Consider the following 20072-nt stretch of genomic DNA (forward strand, 5'->3'; position numbering starts at 1 on the left):
TGCCTGAACCCGAGGGTAAACACTGAACCCGGTCACGTAGAGACGATCTTAAGTGACACCCATAAGAAAAAGCTGCAGAAAATGATTCTGCAGCTTTTCTTCAATTTCTATTCATTTGTGTGCAATCCCCGTCATGATTTTTGCAACAAAAGCTACTTATTTCACGGCAACTGGGAGTTTGTTCATGTACTGTAGGGCCCTTCCAGTACCGACTGCTACCGCTTCTAGCGGGTTTGGGGCAAGTTGGACTGGAACGACAATCTCTTGACTTAACCATGCCTCCATCCCGTTTAACAAAGCGCCTCCACCACACAGAATAACACCTCTGTCAACAATGTCACCGCTTAGCTCTGCTGGACAATCTTCCAGGGTTGCTCGGATGGCTTCTAAAATATGCAACAGTGCTTCCTTTATGGCTGCACGGATTTCATAGGATGATAGTTTAATTGTTTTTGGTAGTCCTGTAACAAGGTCGCGGCCGCGGATATCCATGAAACGTTCTTCATGGTCAATTAGAGCATAACCAATTTCCATTTTGATATTTTCCGCGGTTCTTTCCCCAATAAGGATATTATATTCTTTTCGAATATATTGAATAATATCATCATCAAGACGGTCTCCGCCAATTTTAATTGAATGGCAGGCAACGACACCGCCAAACGAGATAATCGCAACTTCCGTATTACCGCCGCCAATATCGACCACTACATTAGCAACTGGTTCATCGATTGGTAATCCTGCCCCAATTGCTGCTGCTACCGGTTCCTCAATTAAGCTGATCTTCTTTGCACCTGCTTGTTTTACCGCATCATTGATCGCTCTTCTCTCAACACTTGTTGACCCAGATGGGATACTAACGACTACATTTGGCTTGCGGACCGCAAATCCGATTTTTTTGGAAGCTTTCCGCATTATGTGCTTAAGCAATTCAGTGGTTACATCATAATCTGCAATGACTCCGTCTTTTAAGGGACGAATCGCAATGATTTTTTCAGGCGTCTTTCCAATCATTTCCTTAGCTTCTTGCCCCACTGCTACAACATTTTTGGTGACCGTATCGATTGCCACAACCGATGGTTCATTTATCGCGATGCCTTTATTTTTACTATAAACTAATATATTTGCTGTTCCTAAGTCAATTCCTATATCAAAAGTTGATAACATCTTAATTCACCTAATTTCGATTTTTTTTCTTACTAGATATGCTACGCGTTAGTCTATCATAAATTTGGGGGTGGAAAGCGCTTTGTAAATGAACCGTTATCCTTTTGTAAATTTACATGAAAAATATTCCTAATTGGGAAGGAAAATGGGTAAAATAATTTCATGTGAATTGGAGCATAGAAAAGAACTTTTATGTATATACTAGTTTGATGTTCAACTGCTTTTTAAAATTATGTTACGATGAAGGGGTGAAAGTGGAATCGTAAGCCTGCTTTCACTGAAAATGGGATAAGGCAGTGTGAAAATATTGGATTCAAAACAAAAGTTATTAGTAATCATCGGACCAACTGCAGTGGGAAAAACAATGCTAAGTATCGAAATGGCTAAACGCTATAATGGTGAAATTATCAGCGGGGACTCTATGCAGATCTACCGTGGAATGGATATTGGTACGGCAAAAGTCAAAAAAGATGAAATGGAAGAGATTCCCCATCATCTGATTGATATTAAAGAGCCTTACGAGAATTTTTCTGTTGCAGAATTTCAACAACTTGTGCGGGCAAAGATAGATGAAATTGCCCAAAAAGGGAAGCTGCCGATTATTGTCGGTGGAACAGGGTTATATATCCAGTCTGTCATTTATGATTATCAATTTTCTGATGTACCAGGCGATGAGTCTTACCGTCACATGCTCGAGGAAAGAGTACAGAAAATCGGAAATGAAGCACTGTATAAAGAATTATTGGAGGTAGACCCTGAGAGTGCATCGCAAATCCACCCCAATAATATAAGAAGGGTTATTCGCGCCCTAGAAATTTTCCACCTTACCGGGAAGACGATGCAAGAGTATCAAAGTACACAACAACCAGACCTACTGTACAATACAGCCATTGTTGGACTAACGATGGAACGTGAGAAACTTTATGAGCGCATTAATGATCGAGTGGATATTATGATGAAAGAAGGGCTTATAGAGGAAGTAAATGGATTATATCAACAAGGTTTGAGGGATTGTCAATCGATCCAAGCCATTGGCTACAAAGAAATCTTCGCATATTTTGATGGTAAAGTGACGTTNNCGATAGCCAATCTAAAACAAAATTCGAGAAGATACGCGAAAAGACAATTGACTTGGTTTCGGAACAAGATGGAGGTTGCTTGGTTTGATATGACCGATTTGGCGAATATCTCAAAAAAAATAAAGGAAATTTCACATTGTATTGAAGGAAAGCTTAAAGTAAAATCGAATACATATTAGTAGAGATAAAAGAGGAGGAAATACAAATGAAAACAACAATCAATATCCAGGACCAATATTTAAACCAGTGCCGCAAAGATAACATGCATGTGACGGTCTTTTTATTAAACGGATTTCAATTACGAGGCCAAATTAAGGGCTTTGATAATTTTACAGTACTGTTTGAGTCGGAAGGAAAGCAGCAATTAGTATATAAGCATGCCATCTCAACCTTTGCACCGCAAAGAAACGTTCAGCTGGATTTGGATAACCAATAATTTTTTAAGAGCCCATTTCACGGGCTTTTTTTATTTTTGAAAAAACTTTTTTAATGAAAGTCATCATGTATGAATACATATTAGTTGAGGGATTATGCATTCCTTTCGCGCATTTAGAGTTCGGAATTTACAGGATAAATTCTGAGTGGCCATAAAATACCTTCCTATGTAAACTGTTGGCGAAAATGAGAGGTGAAAGCTTTGGACCAACCGATTCGAATGAAAAGTAATGGCCAAATAAGTGTTGTCCTCAATTCACAAAAAGCGAAAATCATGTCAAAAGAATTACCTGACTTTCAAGTTGTTCCAAAGGACATTCCTCCTGAGCACTCGGCTCTAAAGGAAATTGAAGAGGACCTTGGGGCTTTGGTTGGGATGGAAGAAATGAAAAAAATGATTAAGGAAATTTATGCTTGGATTTATGTGAATAAAAAACGTGAGGAAATGGGTTTGAAAGCTAGAAAACAAGCCCTTCATATGATGTTTAAAGGAAATCCAGGTACTGGAAAAACGACGGTAGCAAGACTAATAGGTAAGTTGTTTCAAAAAATGAGTGTATTAACAAAAGGTCACTTAATTGAGGCTGAACGGGCTGACCTTGTGGGAGAGTACATTGGTCATACCGCACAAAAGACAAGAGATTTAATCAAGAAGGCCCAAGGGGGAATCTTGTTTATCGATGAGGCGTATTCACTTGGCCGCGGTGGAGAAAAGGATTTTGGCAAGGAAGCCATCGATACTCTTGTTAAGCATATGGAGGATAAACAGCATGAGTTTATTCTGATCCTTGCGGGATATTCTCGGGAAATGGAATATTTCTTAACTCTTAATCCTGGACTTCACTCACGCTTTCCATTAGTGATTGATTTCCCTGATTACAATATCGATCAATTAATGGAAATTTCTGCGCGGATGCTACATGAAAGAGAATACACATTTAGCCATGAAGCTGAAAAAAAGTTAAAAGAACATTTAATATGGGTAAAAGCAGTCCTAAGTCCAAATAGTTTTTCAAACGGAAGGTATGTGCGAAATATAATTGAAAAATCAATCCGCGCCCAGGCCATGAGGCTGCTCATGTTAAATAGCTATGACAAGCATGAACTTATGACACTTAGAAGCAATGATCTTGTGTTTGAGGAAGATTCATAACAAAGGCTGTGTAAAAGGTTATTTTAGCCATGTTGATTGGAGCGGAAGGCGCGAAGACTCCTGCGGGAGTACGGGACAGGGGAAACCCCGCAGGCGCTTATGCGCCGAGGAGGCTCCCCGAACCGCCCGTGAACTGCACGCGCCTGGAGCGCAAATCAACATCCAAATATAACATAGCTAAAACAAAAAAACGGCAGATTCTTTGTAATCTGTCGTTTTTATATGAAGAAAATGATTAATTTGCTTCGAACTTACGAATGGGTAATTTCCAATCAAAGGTATAGGAAAGAACCCGTAAAACAGTCACAATTACAAATAAAGTATATAACTCCAATGGATGGGTCGCAATCCCCAGTCCAATAAATAGACCTGTTATAATCGCCCAAAGCGCGTAAATTTCCGCTCTAAGTACAATTGGTTTTCTTCCTGCTAATAAATCACGAATGATCCCACCGCCAATTCCGGTTAAGACCGCAGCGACGATCACGGCACTTAGTGGGCGGTCCATGTTTACGGCGTATATGGCACCTTGGATGGCAAAAGCCGAGAGGCCGATCGCATCAAATAAGTTACCCCATTTTTGCCAGTGTTTAAGCAGATTGGATGGAAATAAAAACACAGCTGTAATCGATAACAAGGCAATTTGAAAAAATAATCCTTGATCCCATAGTGCAGATACGGGAACACCGATTAACAGGTTGCGAATAGCTCCACCGCCAAAAGCAGTGACAATGCCTAAAATATACACACCAAAAATATCATACTCTTCTTCCATTGCCACAATCGCTCCACTGACAGCGAAGGCAATGGTTCCAATCATACTTAAAACATCCCATGTCATTTTATCTGATATCCCCTTGAAGTCTATTTTCCTTACATACTATATAAATAGTAAAAACAACTGATTAATTTTATCATGATGTGGGAAAATTACAATAAGATTTTTCGGTATTTGGAGAAATTAGAGATTACAGGCTTTTTTTGTTATGATGAAATGTAGATGTTTAGAAAGGAAGGATGCCTTTTGGAACAAAAAGAAACAAAAGAGAGAGTAATCCTTGTTGGATGTCAAACGAGTGGGTACGATGACTTACGTTTCCACTATTCAATGGACGAGTTAGCGGCACTGACAGAAACCGCTCAGGGTGAAGTGTTGGTATCGGTCGTACAAAAAAGAGAACGCCGTCATCCGGCTACATACATAGGTAAAGGAAAAGTGGAAGAGCTAAATGCACTGGTAGAGGAACTCGAGCCAGATGTCGTCATTTTTAATGACGAACTTTCACCCAGCCAAAAAAGAAATCTTGCAACAGAACTAAATGCCAGGGTTATTGACCGCACCCAGCTTATCTTAGATATCTTTGCACAAAGAGCAAGGTCTAAAGAGGGGAAACTTCAAGTGGAACTTGCCCAACTTCAATACATATTGCCGCGCCTAGCGGGGCAGGGGACCGCATTATCTCGTCTTGGTGCCGGAATTGGAACAAGAGGACCTGGTGAAACGAAATTAGAATCAGACCGACGTCATATCCGCCGCAGAATCGATGATATCAAAAGTCAACTATCCGTCATCGTGCAGCACCGGGATCGATATAGAGAAAGAAGAAAGAAAAATAAAGCCTTTCAGGTCGCAATTGTCGGTTATACCAATGCCGGTAAATCAACCCTGTTTAATCGATTGTCGGAAGCTGAGTCTTATGAGGAAAATCAATTGTTTGCCACACTTGATCCAATGACGCGGAAACTGATCCTGCCAAGTGGGTTCTTAGCCTTGATTACGGATACAGTTGGATTTATTCAAGATTTACCGACAACACTTATTGCTGCCTTCAGGTCTACGCTTGAAGAAGTAAGGGAAGCGGATCTACTCCTCCATGTGGTGGATATGTCCAACCCTGATTATTTTCATCACGAAAAAACCGTAAAAAAACTCCTGGATGACTTAGAAGTTAAAGATATCCCGCAAATAACAGTATATAATAAAAAAGATATTCAGCATTCAGATTTCGTTCCAACTGCTGATACACCTACGGCCTTTATTAGTGCTTTTGATGAACATGATCGCCATGCTTTAAAAGGGCAAATAGAGAAAGTTGTGATGGAATTGATGACTCCTTATGAAGTAGAGGTTCCGTCAACAGAGGGAAAACTGCTATCTCAATTAAAAAATGAGACGATATTAAGAGAACTTTTCTTTGATGAGGAAAGCCAGTTATATCGCTGTAAAGGATATACGTTACAAGACCATCAAATTACTGGGCATTTAAAGAATTATAAAAAGTAGATAGGAGATTCAACATGTTTCAACAGTTAAAAAATGGGGAAAAACTTCAGCCAATCGTTAAAGAAGTAGAACAACAAATTGCTGAGGTCCATAAGGAAATAGACGAAAGAATCGAAACCAATCAATTTAGGGTTTTACAGAGTTTTCAAAAACATCGTGTCAGTGATTCTCATTTTATACCGTCAACGGGGTACGGCTACGATGATATCGGCAGAGATACGCTGGAAATGGTCTATGCAGATGTCTTTGGCGGCGAAGCAGGATTGGTCCGCCCGCAAATCATTTCTGGTACCCACGCCATTTCCATTGCTTTATTTGGCGTGCTTCGCCCAGGAGATGAACTCCTTTATATCACAGGCAAACCTTATGATACCTTGGAAGAAATTGTTGGTCTTCGTGGTAATGGGGTCGGTTCCTTAAAGGAATTTGGCATTTCTTATGATAGTGTGGCGCTGACAAATGAAGGGAAAATTAGCTGGGATATGGTGTCAGAGAAAATAAAACCCAATACGAAAATGATTGGGATTCAGCGTTCTAAAGGCTATGACACAAGACCTTCATTTACGGTTGCTGAAATAGGCGAAATGATTAAGTTTGTAAAAGAGATTAAACCGGATGTTGTCGTCTTTGTTGATAACTGCTATGGGGAATTTGTTGAAGAAATCGAGCCTTGCCATGTCGGTGCTGACTTAATGGCTGGATCCCTAATTAAAAATCCTGGCGGTGGAATTGTAAAAACGGGCGGCTATATCGTAGGAAAAAAACAGTGGGTCGAAGCCTGTTCCTATCGTATGACATCTCCAGGGATTGGGGCTGAAGCGGGTGCTTCCCTCTATAGTCTCCAGGAAATGTATCAAGGCTTTTTCCTTGCACCTCATGTTGTGGGCCAAGCCTTGAAAGGTGCGGTATTTACCGCAGCGATGTTGGAGAAATTAGGCATGAATTCCTCGCCGAAATGGAATACTAAGAGGACCGACTTAATTCAATCCGTACAGTTCGATGACCGCGATAAAATGATTGCATTTTGTCAGGCCATTCAATTTGCCTCGCCAATTAATTCTTACGTTACTCCCCATGCAAGCTATATGCCAGGGTATGAGGACGATGTGATTATGGCAGCGGGCACCTTTATTCAAGGGGCGAGTATTGAACTCACTGCTGATGGGCCGATTAGACCGCCTTATGTGGCTTATGTTCAAGGTGGATTAACCTATTCGCATGTAAAAATGGCTGTTTGTCTGGCAATAGATCATTTAGCTGAGAAAAGATTATTAGAATTATTGTAGGAAATGGAAAGCATTTTTTGAGTTGTCCAATTTTTTTAAAAAATTCGTGTAAGAAAACCTAACATACCATTGACAACTTTTCTAACACGAAATATAATAACAATATAAATAAACCCAAAGGGAGGAGTAATTAGGTGAGTGGAAAGGAAATTCGCCGTTCCATGCCCCTGTTCCCGATTGGAACAGTCATGCAGTTAACGGAACTTACAGCCAGGCAAATTCGATACTACGAAGAACACCAATTGATTTCTCCAGCTAGAACCGAAGGGAATAGACGTCTATATTGTTTGAATGATATTGATAGGCTTCTAGAAATTAAGGATTTAATTGATCAAGGTGTAAACATGGCTGGCATTAAACAATTGTTCCTAGTTAAGGAGCAGCAACAAACCAACATAATGGAACAACAAACAGAAAAAGCGAAGCGCGAATTAACGGATGAACAACTTAGAAAACTACTACGCAACGAAATGATGCATTCAGGTCGAAACAATCGATCCTCATTACGTCAGGGAGATATGTCAAGATTCTTTCATTAATTTTGAAAGATTCTTTTCTAAAAAATAGGGGGTAAGAAAATGGCAAAGTATTCAAGAGAAGATATTAAAAGATTAGCTTCTGAGGAAAACGTAAAATTTATTCGTTTACAATTCACAGACATCCTTGGAACAATCAAAAACGTAGAGATTCCTATTTCTCAATTAGAAAAAGCACTTGATAATAAAATGATGTTTGACGGTTCTTCAATTGAAGGTTTTGTACGGATTGAAGAGTCTGATATGTTACTATATCCTGACCTAAATACATGGGTGGTATTCCCTTGGACTGCTGAAAAAGGGAAAGTTGCCCGCTTAATTTGTGATATTTATACACCAGAAGGAGAACCATTCGAAGGGGATCCTCGTAATAACTTAAGAAGAGTATTAAAAGAAATGGAAGAGTTAGGTTTCACTAACTTTAACCTCGGACCTGAGCCTGAATTCTTCTTATTTAAATTAGATGAAAAAGGTGAACCAAGCTTAGAATTGAATGACCAAGGTGGTTATTTTGATTTAGCACCTACAGATTTAGGTGAAAACTGCCGTCGTGATATCGTGCTAGAGCTTGAAGAAATGGGCTTTGAAATTGAAGCGTCTCACCATGAAGTAGCTCCAGGCCAGCATGAAATTGATTTCAAATATGCAGATGCCTTAACAGCTTGTGACCAAATCCAAACATTTAAATTAGTGGTTAAAACAATTGCACGTAAACACGGCTTGCACGCAACATTCATGCCAAAACCATTATACGGAGTAAACGGATCCGGAATGCACATGAACCTTTCATTATTTAAAAATGGAGAAAATGCATTCTATGAGCCAGGTGGAGATTTAGATATGAGCGACACAGCTCGTCAATTCATCGCAGGTATCCTGAAGCACGCTCCAGCGTTTACAGCAGTAACAAATCCAACTGTAAACTCTTACAAGCGTCTTGTTCCTGGCTATGAAGCACCATGCTATGTGGCTTGGTCAGCACGTAATCGTTCACCATTAATTCGTATTCCTGCTTCTCGTGGACTAAGTACACGTGTTGAAGTAAGAAGTGTAGACCCATCTGCAAACCCATATCTTGCAATGGCTGTCCTTCTAAAAGCTGGATTAGACGGAATTAAAAACAAATTAACTCCTCCTGCACCAGTTGACAGAAACATCTATGTAATGAGCAAAGAAGAGCGAATCGAAGAAGGCATCGTCGATCTTCCTGCAACATTAGCTCAGGCATTAGATCAATTAAAAGCTGACGAAGTGATTGTTGCTGGTCTAGGCGAGCACATTATGGAACACTTTGTTGAAGCAAAAGAAATTGAGTGGGATATGTTCCGCACAGTCGTTCACCAATGGGAACGCGATCAATATATGAGCATGTATTAAAATGATCAAAGCCCTGTCGCTTAATGCGGCAGGGTTTTTTATTTTTTATGTCGTGTCTATTCATTGACCTAGTCAAATATAATGACTCTATGTCCAACATTTTTAGATGTAATTTCGACCACTCTATTTTTCTTGAAAAATTCACATTTCTTCGCATTCTAGTTTTGGTAAATAGTATATGCTTAACTTGAAAACATTTGGGAGGTGCTCTAATTGTATAAACTGCAAATTTGTAATGCTCTAACCCAAGAAATACTTCGTGAAAAGACGTATAAAAAACCAGACCTTATTTTAAGTTTACTAGAATCAGGAGCTAAAGGTCAGGAATGTTTTCTATTCGATGAGGAACGCAGGACTTTAAAAGGAGATTATGTGAGCCATTCCACCTTTATGGAAGCGGACACACAAATTTATAAAGCGTTTTTTAAGGTAAGATTATCTGATATTCAGGCTAGGATCGCAAAATTGGCATGAAAAGGAGGGACACTGGGTTCTCTTGTCGATCTTATATAAGGATGTATTAATTATTGAAAAAGCCCTGACGTTTTAAGCGTCAGGGCTTTACTTCTTAATTATTCATTATTCTTTTCCGTCTGATTTATTAGTTTGATTTTAGAAAGAACGGCATCACCGCCAATTCCTGCAATAACCGAAAAAAGGATATTTTCTACCAATGAATTGGGAGCCGTATATAAAACGAGGAGAAGCGCAGCAACCGCACCAAGGAGCAATTCTTCTAAAAAGCCAAGATAAATGAACTTTTTCGTTTTCCGAGGCATGATAATTTTTCCGTACTTACGAACATGTCCAACAATTCCAACCGTTCCACCAATTACTATAGAGAAAATAATGTCCGCTAACACTGTTTCTCAACCTCCTTAAGCCTTTATTTTTTGGACCTAAGGTAAATCTTGGTGTAGTACAATTATATCAAAGGTTTACAACATAAGCATGAGTAAAAATGCTGAATTTTTACTATAAAAAATCCATGATATGAAAAAAATGAAAAATTTTCCCAATAATAAAACATAAAAAGAACTTGCACATAGTGCAAGCTCCCTATTAATGAATATGCCGATAAACGCCTATAACTTTTCCTAGAATTGAAACATTCCTTAGTATAATAGGGTTCATTGTAGAATTTTCCGGCTGCAGGCGTATGTAATCTTTTTCCTTGAAAAATCTCTTACAGGTAGCTTCATCTTCTTCGGTCATTGCTACAACTATGTCACCGTTATTTGCGGTTGGCTGTTGTTTTACAATAACATAGTCTCCGTCTAGTATCCCAGCTTCTATCATACTCTCACCCATGATTTCTAGCATGAACACTTGCTCATCTGCTGGCGCTAGACTTTCTGGAAGCGGGAAGTACTCCTCCACATTTTCGATAGCTGTTATAGGTAGTCCTGCAGTTACTTTACCAACCACTGGAACATTGACTACTGCGTTTCTTGGAATATGTGCCGCTACATCTGCTTCTAATATTTCAATTGCTCTTGGTTTGGTTGGATCCCGTCTAATTAGTCCTTTGCTTTCCAATCTTGCTAAATGACCGTGAACAGTTGAGCTGGATGCTAGTCCAACTGCTTCTCCGATTTCCCTTACGGAAGGGGGGTACCCTTTACTCTTAACCTCACTTTTAATGAAGTCTAAGATATCCTGCTGCCGCTTTGATATTTTAGCCATGATAAAATCCACCTCGCCTGGTTAATGTTGTCTTTATTATACCATGTTCGTATTTTTTATACAAACATAAGTTCGAAATATGGTTGACAACAAACAAATGTTCGATTTATAATAAAATCAATAAAACGAACATATATTCTTAGTAGAGGTGTTTATTTATGAAAAAATTATGGAACAAATACTCCTATGCTATTACTCTAATTATTTTAAGCTGTTCACTTTCATTCATTTTATCTATCCAACATCATTCAAACGACCAAGATAAATATCTAAAAATTAAAATTTCTGAAGGTGATTCACTATGGGAAATCTCTGATCAATTTTCCGATCAACATTCATTATCAAACAAAGAATGTGTTTCATGGATAAAAAAGCATAATGAAATTGATGAAGATCGAATTTTTCCAGGTGAAGAAATTGTGATCCCGGTCAGCAAGGAAGAAGTTTCATCAACACAAGAATTAGCTAGTGCGATTGATGAATAGAAAGGAACATTTATGAAAGCAATCATATACTGCCGTGTCAGCACAAATAAAGAAACACAAGAAACATCGTTAAAGCGTCAGGAAGAGGAGTTAACACAACTAGCTAAATCCTATCACTTTGAGATTGATAGGGTCATTAAAGAAAGAGCAAGTGGCTACGACTTCGACCGGGAAGGCATTTTTCAATTATTAGAACGAATCAAAGATGATCAGGTTCATGCAGTCTTAATCCAGGATGAGACACGAATAGGTAGAGGTAACGCTAAAATAGCCATTTTACATTGTATCTTAAAAGAAAATATTAAACTTTTTAGTATCTCCCATAGTGGAGAATTGCAGCTGTCAGAATCGGATTCAATGGTCTTGAAGATTGTTGGGATGGTTGAGGAGTATCAACGGAAACTTCATAATGCAAAAATTAAGCGCGGTATGAAGCGGGCGGTTCAAAAAGGATATAAACCTGAAAAAAACTTAAAAAATCTGGGAGATGCTTCCGGACGTGAGAAAATTGAAGTTCCAGTAGAGGAAATTGTCCGTTTAAGAAAGAATGGCTTAATTTTTGCTGAAATAGCTGCCACATTGAGAGGATTCGGGTATAATATTTCAAAGGCGACAGTACATAGAAGGTATCAAGAATATATCGAATCACAAGAAGAGTAGACCTTTTGCCTTGTCATTAGGTTTTTTTTTTAGTAAAATCAGGTGTCATGTAAACAGGTAGAAAGGAAGGTTACTCCATGCTATCCAAAGAAAAAATGGCTAGAATAAATGAGTTGGCGAGAAAATCAAAGGCAACGGGTTTGACTGAAGCAGAAGCCAAAGAACAATCTAAATTAAGAAGCGAATATTTGGCTACTTTCCGTTCTAATATGCTAGACACCCTTACCAACACAAAGTTTATTGATCCCGAAGGAAATGACGTAACACCTGAAAAGATCAAAGCTAGGAAAAAAAATACCCTTCACTAATAATTGAGGAATACATTTTTGTATTCCTATTTTACATAGAGATACTATTTCTGAGTCAAACTAAAAAATAAAGTGACTTTTGTTTCTTATTAATATGCTATTTGTTGAATAAAAAACGGTATCAATATAAAATTGAAATTGTATTTAGAAACCTAGTGATTAGGAAAGGATGTAATTCATGTTTAATACTATTGACGATTTATCTGTTACTTCGATTCGAACGCTTTCCATCGATGCAATTGAGAAGGCAAACTCAGGACATCCAGGGATGCCGATGGGTGCGGCCCCTATGGCCTATACTTTATGGACACGTTTCATGAACCAGAATCCAAAGAATCCACACTGGTTTAACCGTGATCGTTTTGTCTTATCTGCTGGACATGGTTCAGCGTTGTTATACAGCATGCTCCACTTGTCTGGTTTCAATTTAACAATCGATGACCTTAAACAATTCCGTCAATGGGGCTCAAAAACTCCAGGTCATCCAGAGTACGGCCACACTGAGGGTGTAGAAGCAACAACTGGTCCACTTGGACAAGGTATTGCAATGGCAGTCGGTATGGCAATGGCAGAACGCCATGTTGCAAGTGTTTATAATAAAGATAAGTATGAACTTGTGAACCATTTTACATACAGCATTTGCGGAGATGGAGATTTGATGGAGGGTGTTTCTGCTGAGGCCGCTTCACTTGCAGGACATTTAAAACTAGGCCGCTTAGTTGTTCTTTATGATTCAAATGATATCTCTCTAGATGGTGACTTAAATAAGTCTTTCTCTGAAAGTGTGAAAGATCGCTTCCTATCATACGGATGGCAATATCTTCGTGTTGAGGATGGAAATAATCTAGAAGAAATTGCAAAAGCACTTGAAGAAGCAAGAAACGATTTAGACCGACCAACGATGATTGAAGTAAGAACAGTAATTGGTTATGGTTCACCTAACCGTGCTGGAACTTCAGGTGTTCATGGTTCACCACTTGGTGCAAATGAGTTAAAGCTTACCAAAGAAGCGTATAAATGGACCTTTGAAGAAGATTTCCATGTACCGCAGGAAGTCTATGATAACTTCCAGAAACTCATTGTTGAAAATGGCGAGAAAAAGGAAAAAGAGTGGAATGAACTTTTCGCTCAATACAAAAAAGATTATCCTGAGTTAGCGACTCAACTTGAACAAGCATTAAATAATGAACTTCCTGAAGGATGGGATAAAGATATCCCTGTATACAATGAGGGTAAGAGCCTTGCGAGCCGTGCCTCATCGGGAGAAGTAATCAATGGAATTGCAAAGAATCTACCTATTTTTATCGGTGGTTCTGCAGACCTTGCTGGATCAAACAAAACAATGATCAAAGGTACAAAAGACTTTATGCCAGGCTCTTATGAAGGCCGAAATATCTGGTTTGGTGTTCGTGAATTTGCAATGGGTGCTGCAATGAACGGAATCTCTCTTCATGGCGGAGTAAAAGTGTTTGGTGGAACATTCTTTGTCTTCTCTGATTACCTACGTCCAGCAATTCGTCTAGCTGCGTTGATGGGATTACCTGTTACGTATGTCTTTACTCATGATAGTATTGCAGTAGGGGAAGACGGACCAACCCATGAACCTGTTGAACAACTGGCTGCACTACGTGCGATGTCAGGAATCTCCATCATTCGTCCTGCAGACGGGAACGAAACAGTGGCAGCTTGGAAACTTGCGGTTGAGTCAACAAACAAACCAACTGCACTTGTTTTAACTCGTCAAGATTTACCTACATTAAAAGGAACAGATACGAATGCTTACGAGGGAGTTTCAAAAGGGGCCTATGTGGTTTCACCTTCTGAAAGAGAAACCCCAGATGCGTTGTTATTAGCAACTGGATCAGAAGTAAGCCTTGCAGTGGAAGCTCAAAAAGTGCTTGCTGGAGAAGGGGTTCATGTTTCAGTTGTAAGTATGCCTTCTTGGGATCGCTTCGAGCAACAATCCCAAGAATATAAAGACTCTGTCTTGCCAAAAAGCGTGAAAAAGCGTCTTGGAATTGAAGTTGGAGCATCATTTGGCTGGCACAAATATACTGGTGACGAAGGCGATGTATTAGCGATTGATCATTTCGGGGCTTCAGCACCTGGAGAAAAGATTATGGAAGAATTCGGGTTCACAGTAGAAAACGTTGTGGCACGTGCAAAAGCACTTTTGCAAAAATAAAAACTCGTAACTATTAAAGGAGAGCGGATTTAATCCGTTCTCTTTTTTATTTGTGAAAATATCTAAACAATATTATGAAGTAAGTTATTTTTGCAGGGAAATTCCATAAAACTACCGAATTAGTAAAAAAATAGCTTGCAATTATGATAATCGACAAAAGTAGTGGATGTTTTTGTCGCCGTAAGACAAATGTTTCGCTTGTCTTTTTTTATAATAGTAAAAAGGGTAACCAACGAAGGAGAGAACAGTGGTGAGAAAATATCAGCTATATTTAATAGAAGATGAATTTGCGACCCATTACTTCGGAAGAGAGCGATTATTTTTTCAGCTTTTTCATGAGAATCATAAAGCAAACGGTGAGTTTAAATTTATAACACAAAAACAAATTTCCTATATAACCAAAAAGGTCGAGGTACTTAAGATCCATCAACTCATTCAAAAACAGCTTGGGAAAATCAAGGGTTTTAAAGCAGAGAATGGTGCATACTCGATTGAATTAAGCGGAAAACTAAGTACGGCAAAGTTAGATGTTTTCCAAGACTTAATTACAATTGATGCCCAAGGAAGCTATGAAGCGGAGACTGCTTTTTTTGAGGTTCTAAGAAAGTGTGAGTCTTCCTTTTTGGCACTTGACCTTGAACATCAACGATATGGCTGGTTAAAGCCGATAAAAGAAAGAAAATTTATCTGATTGCAGATATTGTCTAATCGTGTTTTATTTAGTACACTGTATGGTAGACAACACGAAGGAGGAAGTTGAATATGTATTACGTTCTAGTTGGTATACTAGCATTGGCTGCTGGTGTAGCACTAGGATTTTTCATTGCTCGTAAATATATGATGAGCTATTTAAAGAAAAATCCGCCTATCAATGAACAAATGTTGAAAATGATGATGATGCAAATGGGTCAAAAACCATCACAAAAGAAAATAAACCAAATGATGGCTGCAATGAACAAGCAACAATCCAAATAAACGGACATGCTAATACAATCCGATTAGACCAATAAGTAACCACCTTTTTGAATGAATCACATTCGGACAGGTGGTTTTTATTTTTTAGGCTATGTAAAAAGTGGCTGTTGATTTCCGCTCCAGGCGCTGCTTTCCGAGGTCGGTTCGGGAGCATCCTCGTCGCTTGAGCGACATATGACGAATTTATGAAATATCAGCAGGAAGATAACATATAGAAGGAAACGCTTTCATTCCTGTCGAATAATACGAGGATGGGAGGCGAAAATATGAAAGTTGAATTGGTTCCGACTAGTGTTGTTCAAGGCAATAGGCAATGTGTATTTTGTAGTGATGTGTTTGATTATGTAGCAGTAGTAAATGGTGAGAGTATTTTGGAAGAATTAAAAGAGATCAATCCCGATAAAGGGGTAACGGATCAAGTGATTGTCCTAAAAAAGAAACTAGTCAATAACAGCCAACAACAGATTATGGATTTAGAGATTACGGTACGATGTCCTCAGTGTCATTGTAATAATAGATTTACTGGCTTTTATGGGGATTCAGATAAGGTAACTGAATTATAAATGGTAAGCACTCATCTAAATGGGTGCTTTTTTCTTGCTGTTTTAGTTAATTCTAAATCTTTATTATTTTATAAATATTTGGTAAAATGAAACCTCAGTTAAATGGATTATTTTGCCTGACACCAATAATTAGGGAGGAATGGAAGGGTTAAAAAATAGATCAATTTTGTGTGTTTTGGAGGCGTTTTAATGAAGGTATTTTTAGACTTAGGCTGGTTTTTTAAGAAAGAGAAAAAAGCGTATATTTCTGGCATTTTCATTTTATTGCTTGTCGCCATGCTGCAATTAGTGCCGCCGAAGGTAATTGGAATCATTGCTGATGAAATTAAGGATGGAACCCTGACAAAAGGAATCCTCTTGCAGTGGATTGGTGTTCTATTAGTGGTAGGCCTAGCCATGTATTCACTTCGGTTTTATTGGAGGGTTATGATTTTTGGATCTTCAGTTAAACTGAGTAAACTGCTTCGAAATCGGCTGTATCACCACTTTACCACTATGTCCCCATCGTTCTACCAAAAACGTCGAATTGGAGATCTGATGGCTCATGCAACAAATGACCTTCAAGCGATTCAGCAAACAGCTGGTGTGGGCGTATTAACTCTCGTGGATTCTCTGTCTACTGGGGGATTTGTTATCTTTGCAATGGCATTTACGATCAGTTGGAAATTAACCTTAATCTGTTTGATCCCAATGCCGTTAATGGTCATTCTTACAAGTTGGTTTGGAACCATGCTCCATCGAACCTTCTATCAAGCACAAGAGGCCTTTTCTTCCTTAAATGATAAAACCCAGGAAAGCATTACCGGGATTAAAGTAATAAAGACGTTTGGCCAGGAACAGGAGGATATCGAGGATTTCCGAAAGCAATCTGAGGATGTTGTCCAAAAAAATATAACCGTCGCAAAAATTGATTCGCTTTTTGATCCAACAATTTCGATTATTGTTGGAATTTCCTTCTTTTTGTCGATTGTATTCGGAGCTAAATACGTCCTGAATGGGGAACTGACGATCGGACAATTACTTTCGTTTACTACATATTTAGGGTTGCTTATCTGGCCGATGCTAGCTTTTGGCTGGCTATTTAACATTGTTGAGCGAGGCAGGGCTTCCTACGATCGTGTCACCCAACTCCTTCAGGAAAAAGCAGATATAAACGATCAACAAGATGCCTTAAACGATGTCCCAGCAGGGGAAATAGAATTTGACCTAACTCATTTTACCTATCCAGGCGAAACAGTGCCAGTTTTAAAGGATATTCAATTTACACTACATAAAGGAGAAACACTTGGAATTGTCGGTAAAACCGGTGCAGGAAAAACGACTCTATTAAAGTTGCTCATTCGTGAGTTTGATCATTATCAAGGGAAAATTACCTTTGGCGGGAAGCCTCTTCAAGCATACAAACTTGAAAAATTACGCGAAGCGATTGGTTATGTACCACAAGACCACTTCTTGTTTTCAGCCTCCGTCGGCGAAAACATTGCCTTTACGAACCCTAGCGCCCCGATAGATGAAGTGGAGAATGCAGCTAAGTTGGCCAATATTCATGATGATATTCTCCAATTTATGGATGGTTATCAAACTGTAGTTGGTGAGCGGGGCGTGTCCTTATCCGGTGGGCAGAAACAAAGGATTTCGATTGCCCGGGCTATTTTGATGAATCCAGAAGTATTGGTTCTCGATGATTCTTTATCTGCTGTTGACGCTAAAACCGAAGAAGCGATTCTTTCCGCCTTAAGGGAGAATAGGGAAGGAAAAACGACCATTATTACTTCCCACCGCTTAAGTGCCATTCAACATGCCAATCTCATTCTCGTTCTTGAGGATGGTAAGATTGTCGAACGAGGTACTCATGAAGCACTAATGGAAATGGACGGATGGTATAAGCAAATGTATTTACGCCAGCAGCTGGAAGAGCTGGTCGAGCATGGAGGATATTAATATGGAAGAAAAAATACAGCTTTCCGAGCGTGATCAACGAAATATTTTATTCCGGCTCCTGTCCTATACAAAACCACATAAAAAACTGGTAGGAATGGCATTTCTTTTCCTATTATTAACGACGATCGGCGATATCTTCCTTCCAATCTTAGTCAAAATATTTATCGATGATTATTTAACACCTGGAAAACTTGCGTTTCAACCTCTTTTTATACTTGGTTCCACCTATATGGGAATACAAATCATCAAGGCGATTCTCATGTTTTTTCAATTTGTAAAATTCCAAGAGCTAGCGTTAAAAATTATCCAACAACTTCGAATTGATGTTTTTTCTAAGGTTCAGGCGCTCGGGTTAAAGTATTTTGATAAAACACCGGCAGGCAGTATTGTTTCAAGGGTAACCAATGATACCGAAGCGATTAAAGACATGTTTGTGACGGTTATTGCAACCTTTATCCAAGGTGGATTTTTATTAATAGGAATTTTCATTGCCATGTTTATTCTGAATATCAAACTTGGATTGCTATGTCTCATCATCCTTCCGCTGTTATTGTTTGTCATGAGCCTTTATAGAAAATTAAGTTCAAGATTTTACCTTGATATGCGCGAACGGCTGAGCCAGTTGAATGCAAAGCTTAGTGAATCCCTATCAGGAATGAGCATCATTCAGGTGTTCCGTCAGGAAAAACGACTCCGTGCTGAGTTTGGACTGATTAATGATCAACACTATCAGGCTGGAATGAAGAATATTAAAATAGATGGACTTCTATTAAGACCAGCGATTGACCTCATTTACATTTTAGGATTAATCATTGTGTTATCTTATTTTGGGATTACTTCTTTTAACCATGTGATCGAAATCGGAGTATTATATGCCTTCATAAATTATCTGGATCGTTTTTTTGAACCGGTAAATCAGATGATGATGAGACTTTCCTTGTACCAACAAGCCATTGTAGCTGGATCGCGTGTCTTCAAATTGTTGGACGAAGAGGAATTAGCACCGAGTCAAAAGGAAGAGAAGAATCTATCGATTGAACATGGAAAGATTGAATTTAAGGATTTAAGCTTTTCCTATAATGGGAAACAAGATGTGCTAAAACATATTTCATTCACTGCGAATCCGGGTGAAACCGTCGCACTCGTTGGTCATACCGGTAGTGGAAAAAGCTCCATCATCAATTTGCTGATGCGGTTCTATGAGTATGAGCGCGGTGACATATTCATCGATGGTCAATCGATTCGTAACTTCACTAAGACAGAGCTCCGCGAGAAAATGGGCCTCGTTTTACAGGATCCCTTTCTATTCTTCGGGACGGTAAAGGATAATATCCGCTTACATTCGAATGACATGACAGATGGACAAGTGGAAGAGGCAGCGAGGTTCGTCCAGGCCCATACATTTATAGAAAAATTGGAGGATGGATTTGCCCATAAGGTAGTGGAGCGAGGGACCACTTTCTCAAGCGGTCAAAGGCAATTAATTGCTTTTGCTAGAACGATTGCAACGAATCCTAAAATTTTGGTCCTTGATGAGGCTACCGCCAATATTGATACCGAGACGGAGGAAGCAATTCAAACAGCACTCGCCAAAATGCGAAAAGGGCGAACCACGATCGCAATTGCCCATCGTCTATCAACTATTCAAGACGCTGATTTAATTTTAGTCTTGCATCAGGGAGAAATCGTGGAGAGAGGATCCCATCAAGAACTGCTTGCCCAAGGCGGGTTGTACCATAAAATGTTTCTGTTACAAAATGGAGCGGTGGAACGCCTTGAGGATGTTGTGAATTAATAACAGAAGGTTTAAGAGCCCGTTCCGATCTGGAGCTAGATAGTGAAGAAAGCCTGGCATCGCAGCCAGGCTTTTACTAGTTTTATGGAATGAAAGGTTCTCTTAACTGACTGATGAGGGAAGCTTTTTTATATAAATTCGATGATTTTCATTTAAAAGG

21 protein-coding genes are annotated in these 20072 nt (G+C 39.1%); 17 read left to right on the top strand and 4 right to left on the bottom strand.

Going from position 1 to position 20072, the window contains the following annotated elements; genetic code table 11:
- Nucleotides 1-156: 156 nt before the first annotated feature.
- Nucleotides 157-1164 carry a rod-share determining protein MreBH gene (gene mreBH / locus V7137_RS09270; RefSeq protein ID WP_335697821.1) on the bottom strand — a complete coding sequence of 336 codons (1008 nt, stop codon included), beginning with the start codon at nucleotides 1162-1164 and terminating at the stop codon, nucleotides 157-159.
- Between the two features lie 364 nt (nucleotides 1165-1528).
- Here mreBH and miaA point away from each other — a divergent pair, with 364 nt between their 5' ends.
- From miaA to spoVK, 3 genes are all read left to right on the top strand, one after another.
- On the top strand, nucleotides 1529-2422 hold the full coding sequence (gene miaA, locus V7137_RS09275) for a tRNA (adenosine(37)-N6)-dimethylallyltransferase MiaA (protein ID WP_335697836.1): 894 nt from the start codon (nucleotides 1529-1531) through the stop codon (nucleotides 2420-2422).
- 26 nt (nucleotides 2423-2448) lie between these two features.
- The gene (gene hfq, locus V7137_RS09280) at nucleotides 2449-2679 is read left to right on the top strand and encodes an RNA chaperone Hfq (protein ID WP_218347493.1); all 231 of its coding nucleotides are present in this window, start codon (nucleotides 2449-2451) and stop codon (nucleotides 2677-2679) included.
- Nucleotides 2680-2880: 201 nt separating this feature from the next.
- A complete protein-coding gene (gene spoVK / locus V7137_RS09285) occupies nucleotides 2881-3831 on the top strand; it encodes a stage V sporulation protein K (protein WP_335697822.1) in 951 nt (316 codons plus the stop codon).
- Nucleotides 3832-4066: 235 nt separating this feature from the next.
- Here spoVK and V7137_RS09290 read toward each other — a convergent pair whose 3' ends face one another.
- Nucleotides 4067-4672, bottom strand: a complete 606-nt coding sequence (locus V7137_RS09290; protein ID WP_335697823.1) for a trimeric intracellular cation channel family protein — start codon at nucleotides 4670-4672, stop codon at nucleotides 4067-4069.
- Nucleotides 4673-4855: 183 nt separating this feature from the next.
- Between V7137_RS09290 and hflX the strand changes: the two genes are divergently transcribed.
- The 5 genes from hflX to V7137_RS09315 all read left to right on the top strand — a co-directional run bounded on the left by hflX (nucleotide 4856) and on the right by V7137_RS09315 (nucleotide 9788).
- Entirely contained in the window at nucleotides 4856-6115 is a 1260-nt protein-coding gene (gene hflX / locus V7137_RS09295) for a GTPase HflX (RefSeq protein ID WP_335697824.1), read from the top strand.
- A gap of 14 nt (nucleotides 6116-6129) precedes the next feature.
- Nucleotides 6130-7401, top strand: coding sequence for an aminotransferase class I/II-fold pyridoxal phosphate-dependent enzyme (locus V7137_RS09300; protein ID WP_335697825.1), 1272 nt, complete (start codon nucleotides 6130-6132; stop codon nucleotides 7399-7401).
- A 134-nt stretch (nucleotides 7402-7535) separates the two neighbouring features.
- Nucleotides 7536-7940 carry a MerR family transcriptional regulator gene (locus V7137_RS09305; protein WP_308128779.1) on the top strand — a complete coding sequence of 135 codons (405 nt, stop codon included), beginning with the start codon at nucleotides 7536-7538 and terminating at the stop codon, nucleotides 7938-7940.
- Nucleotides 7941-7979: 39 nt separating this feature from the next.
- The gene (gene glnA, locus V7137_RS09310; RefSeq protein ID WP_335697826.1) at nucleotides 7980-9314 is read left to right on the top strand and encodes a type I glutamate--ammonia ligase; all 1335 of its coding nucleotides are present in this window, start codon (nucleotides 7980-7982) and stop codon (nucleotides 9312-9314) included.
- A gap of 213 nt (nucleotides 9315-9527) precedes the next feature.
- Nucleotides 9528-9788 carry a hypothetical protein gene (locus tag V7137_RS09315; protein ID WP_335697827.1) on the top strand — a complete coding sequence of 87 codons (261 nt, stop codon included), beginning with the start codon at nucleotides 9528-9530 and terminating at the stop codon, nucleotides 9786-9788.
- A 98-nt stretch (nucleotides 9789-9886) separates the two neighbouring features.
- Here the strand turns inward: V7137_RS09315 and V7137_RS09320 are convergent, their stop codons facing one another.
- Nucleotides 9887-10177 (bottom strand): DUF4257 domain-containing protein, encoded by a 291-nt coding sequence (locus V7137_RS09320; RefSeq protein WP_335697828.1) that lies wholly within the window; start codon nucleotides 10175-10177, stop codon nucleotides 9887-9889.
- 199 nt (nucleotides 10178-10376) lie between these two features.
- A complete protein-coding gene (gene lexA, locus V7137_RS09325) occupies nucleotides 10377-11000 on the bottom strand; it encodes a transcriptional repressor LexA (protein WP_335697829.1) in 624 nt (207 codons plus the stop codon).
- A gap of 158 nt (nucleotides 11001-11158) precedes the next feature.
- Here lexA and yneA point away from each other — a divergent pair, with 158 nt between their 5' ends.
- The 9 genes from yneA (at nucleotide 11159) to V7137_RS09370 (ending at nucleotide 19912) form a co-directional block, all read left to right on the top strand.
- A complete protein-coding gene (gene yneA / locus V7137_RS09330; RefSeq protein ID WP_335697830.1) occupies nucleotides 11159-11485 on the top strand; it encodes a cell division suppressor protein YneA in 327 nt (108 codons plus the stop codon).
- Nucleotides 11486-11497: 12 nt separating this feature from the next.
- Nucleotides 11498-12145 carry a YneB family resolvase-like protein gene (locus V7137_RS09335; protein WP_335697831.1) on the top strand — a complete coding sequence of 216 codons (648 nt, stop codon included), beginning with the start codon at nucleotides 11498-11500 and terminating at the stop codon, nucleotides 12143-12145.
- Between the two features lie 77 nt (nucleotides 12146-12222).
- Complete coding sequence (locus V7137_RS09340; RefSeq protein ID WP_283878433.1) at nucleotides 12223-12453, top strand: DUF896 domain-containing protein; 231 nt, start codon at nucleotides 12223-12225, stop codon at nucleotides 12451-12453.
- A 178-nt stretch (nucleotides 12454-12631) separates the two neighbouring features.
- On the top strand, nucleotides 12632-14638 hold the full coding sequence (gene tkt, locus V7137_RS09345; protein WP_335697832.1) for a transketolase: 2007 nt from the start codon (nucleotides 12632-12634) through the stop codon (nucleotides 14636-14638).
- 250 nt (nucleotides 14639-14888) lie between these two features.
- A complete protein-coding gene (gene sirA / locus V7137_RS09350) occupies nucleotides 14889-15329 on the top strand; it encodes a sporulation inhibitor of replication protein SirA (protein WP_218347480.1) in 441 nt (146 codons plus the stop codon).
- 71 nt (nucleotides 15330-15400) lie between these two features.
- On the top strand, nucleotides 15401-15613 hold the full coding sequence (locus V7137_RS09355) for a YneF family protein (RefSeq protein ID WP_373561664.1): 213 nt from the start codon (nucleotides 15401-15403) through the stop codon (nucleotides 15611-15613).
- Nucleotides 15614-15879: 266 nt separating this feature from the next.
- A complete protein-coding gene (locus V7137_RS09360; protein ID WP_335697833.1) occupies nucleotides 15880-16176 on the top strand; it encodes a hypothetical protein in 297 nt (98 codons plus the stop codon).
- Nucleotides 16177-16365: 189 nt separating this feature from the next.
- Entirely contained in the window at nucleotides 16366-18117 is a 1752-nt protein-coding gene (locus tag V7137_RS09365) for an ABC transporter transmembrane domain-containing protein (RefSeq protein WP_335697834.1), read from the top strand.
- A gap of 1 nt (nucleotide 18118) precedes the next feature.
- The gene (locus tag V7137_RS09370) at nucleotides 18119-19912 is read left to right on the top strand and encodes an ABC transporter ATP-binding protein (RefSeq protein WP_335697835.1); all 1794 of its coding nucleotides are present in this window, start codon (nucleotides 18119-18121) and stop codon (nucleotides 19910-19912) included.
- Nucleotides 19913-20072: the final 160 nt, after the last annotated feature.

Source organism: Neobacillus drentensis (genome assembly GCF_036962765.1).
Taxonomy (GTDB): domain Bacteria; phylum Bacillota; class Bacilli; order Bacillales; family Cytobacillaceae; genus Neobacillus; species Neobacillus drentensis_C.

Coding starts and splice junctions, on each gene's coding strand:
- hfq (WP_218347493.1), top strand. CDS start 2,449: ATGAAAACAACAATCAATATCCAGGACCAATATTTAAACCAGTGCCGC.
- tkt (WP_335697832.1), top strand. CDS start 12,632: ATGTTTAATACTATTGACGATTTATCTGTTACTTCGATTCGAACGCTT.
- V7137_RS09370 (WP_335697835.1), top strand. CDS start 18,119: ATGGAAGAAAAAATACAGCTTTCCGAGCGTGATCAACGAAATATTTTA.
- V7137_RS09300 (WP_335697825.1), top strand. CDS start 6,130: ATGTTTCAACAGTTAAAAAATGGGGAAAAACTTCAGCCAATCGTTAAA.
- V7137_RS09340 (WP_283878433.1), top strand. CDS start 12,223: ATGCTATCCAAAGAAAAAATGGCTAGAATAAATGAGTTGGCGAGAAAA.
- V7137_RS09335 (WP_335697831.1), top strand. CDS start 11,498: ATGAAAGCAATCATATACTGCCGTGTCAGCACAAATAAAGAAACACAA.
- V7137_RS09355 (WP_373561664.1), top strand. CDS start 15,401: ATGTATTACGTTCTAGTTGGTATACTAGCATTGGCTGCTGGTGTAGCA.
- V7137_RS09290 (WP_335697823.1), bottom strand. CDS start 4,672: ATGACATGGGATGTTTTAAGTATGATTGGAACCATTGCCTTCGCTGTC.
- V7137_RS09365 (WP_335697834.1), top strand. CDS start 16,366: ATGAAGGTATTTTTAGACTTAGGCTGGTTTTTTAAGAAAGAGAAAAAA.
- mreBH (WP_335697821.1), bottom strand. CDS start 1,164: ATGTTATCAACTTTTGATATAGGAATTGACTTAGGAACAGCAAATATA.
- lexA (WP_335697829.1), bottom strand. CDS start 11,000: ATGGCTAAAATATCAAAGCGGCAGCAGGATATCTTAGACTTCATTAAA.
- glnA (WP_335697826.1), top strand. CDS start 7,980: ATGGCAAAGTATTCAAGAGAAGATATTAAAAGATTAGCTTCTGAGGAA.
- yneA (WP_335697830.1), top strand. CDS start 11,159: ATGAAAAAATTATGGAACAAATACTCCTATGCTATTACTCTAATTATT.
- V7137_RS09360 (WP_335697833.1), top strand. CDS start 15,880: ATGAAAGTTGAATTGGTTCCGACTAGTGTTGTTCAAGGCAATAGGCAA.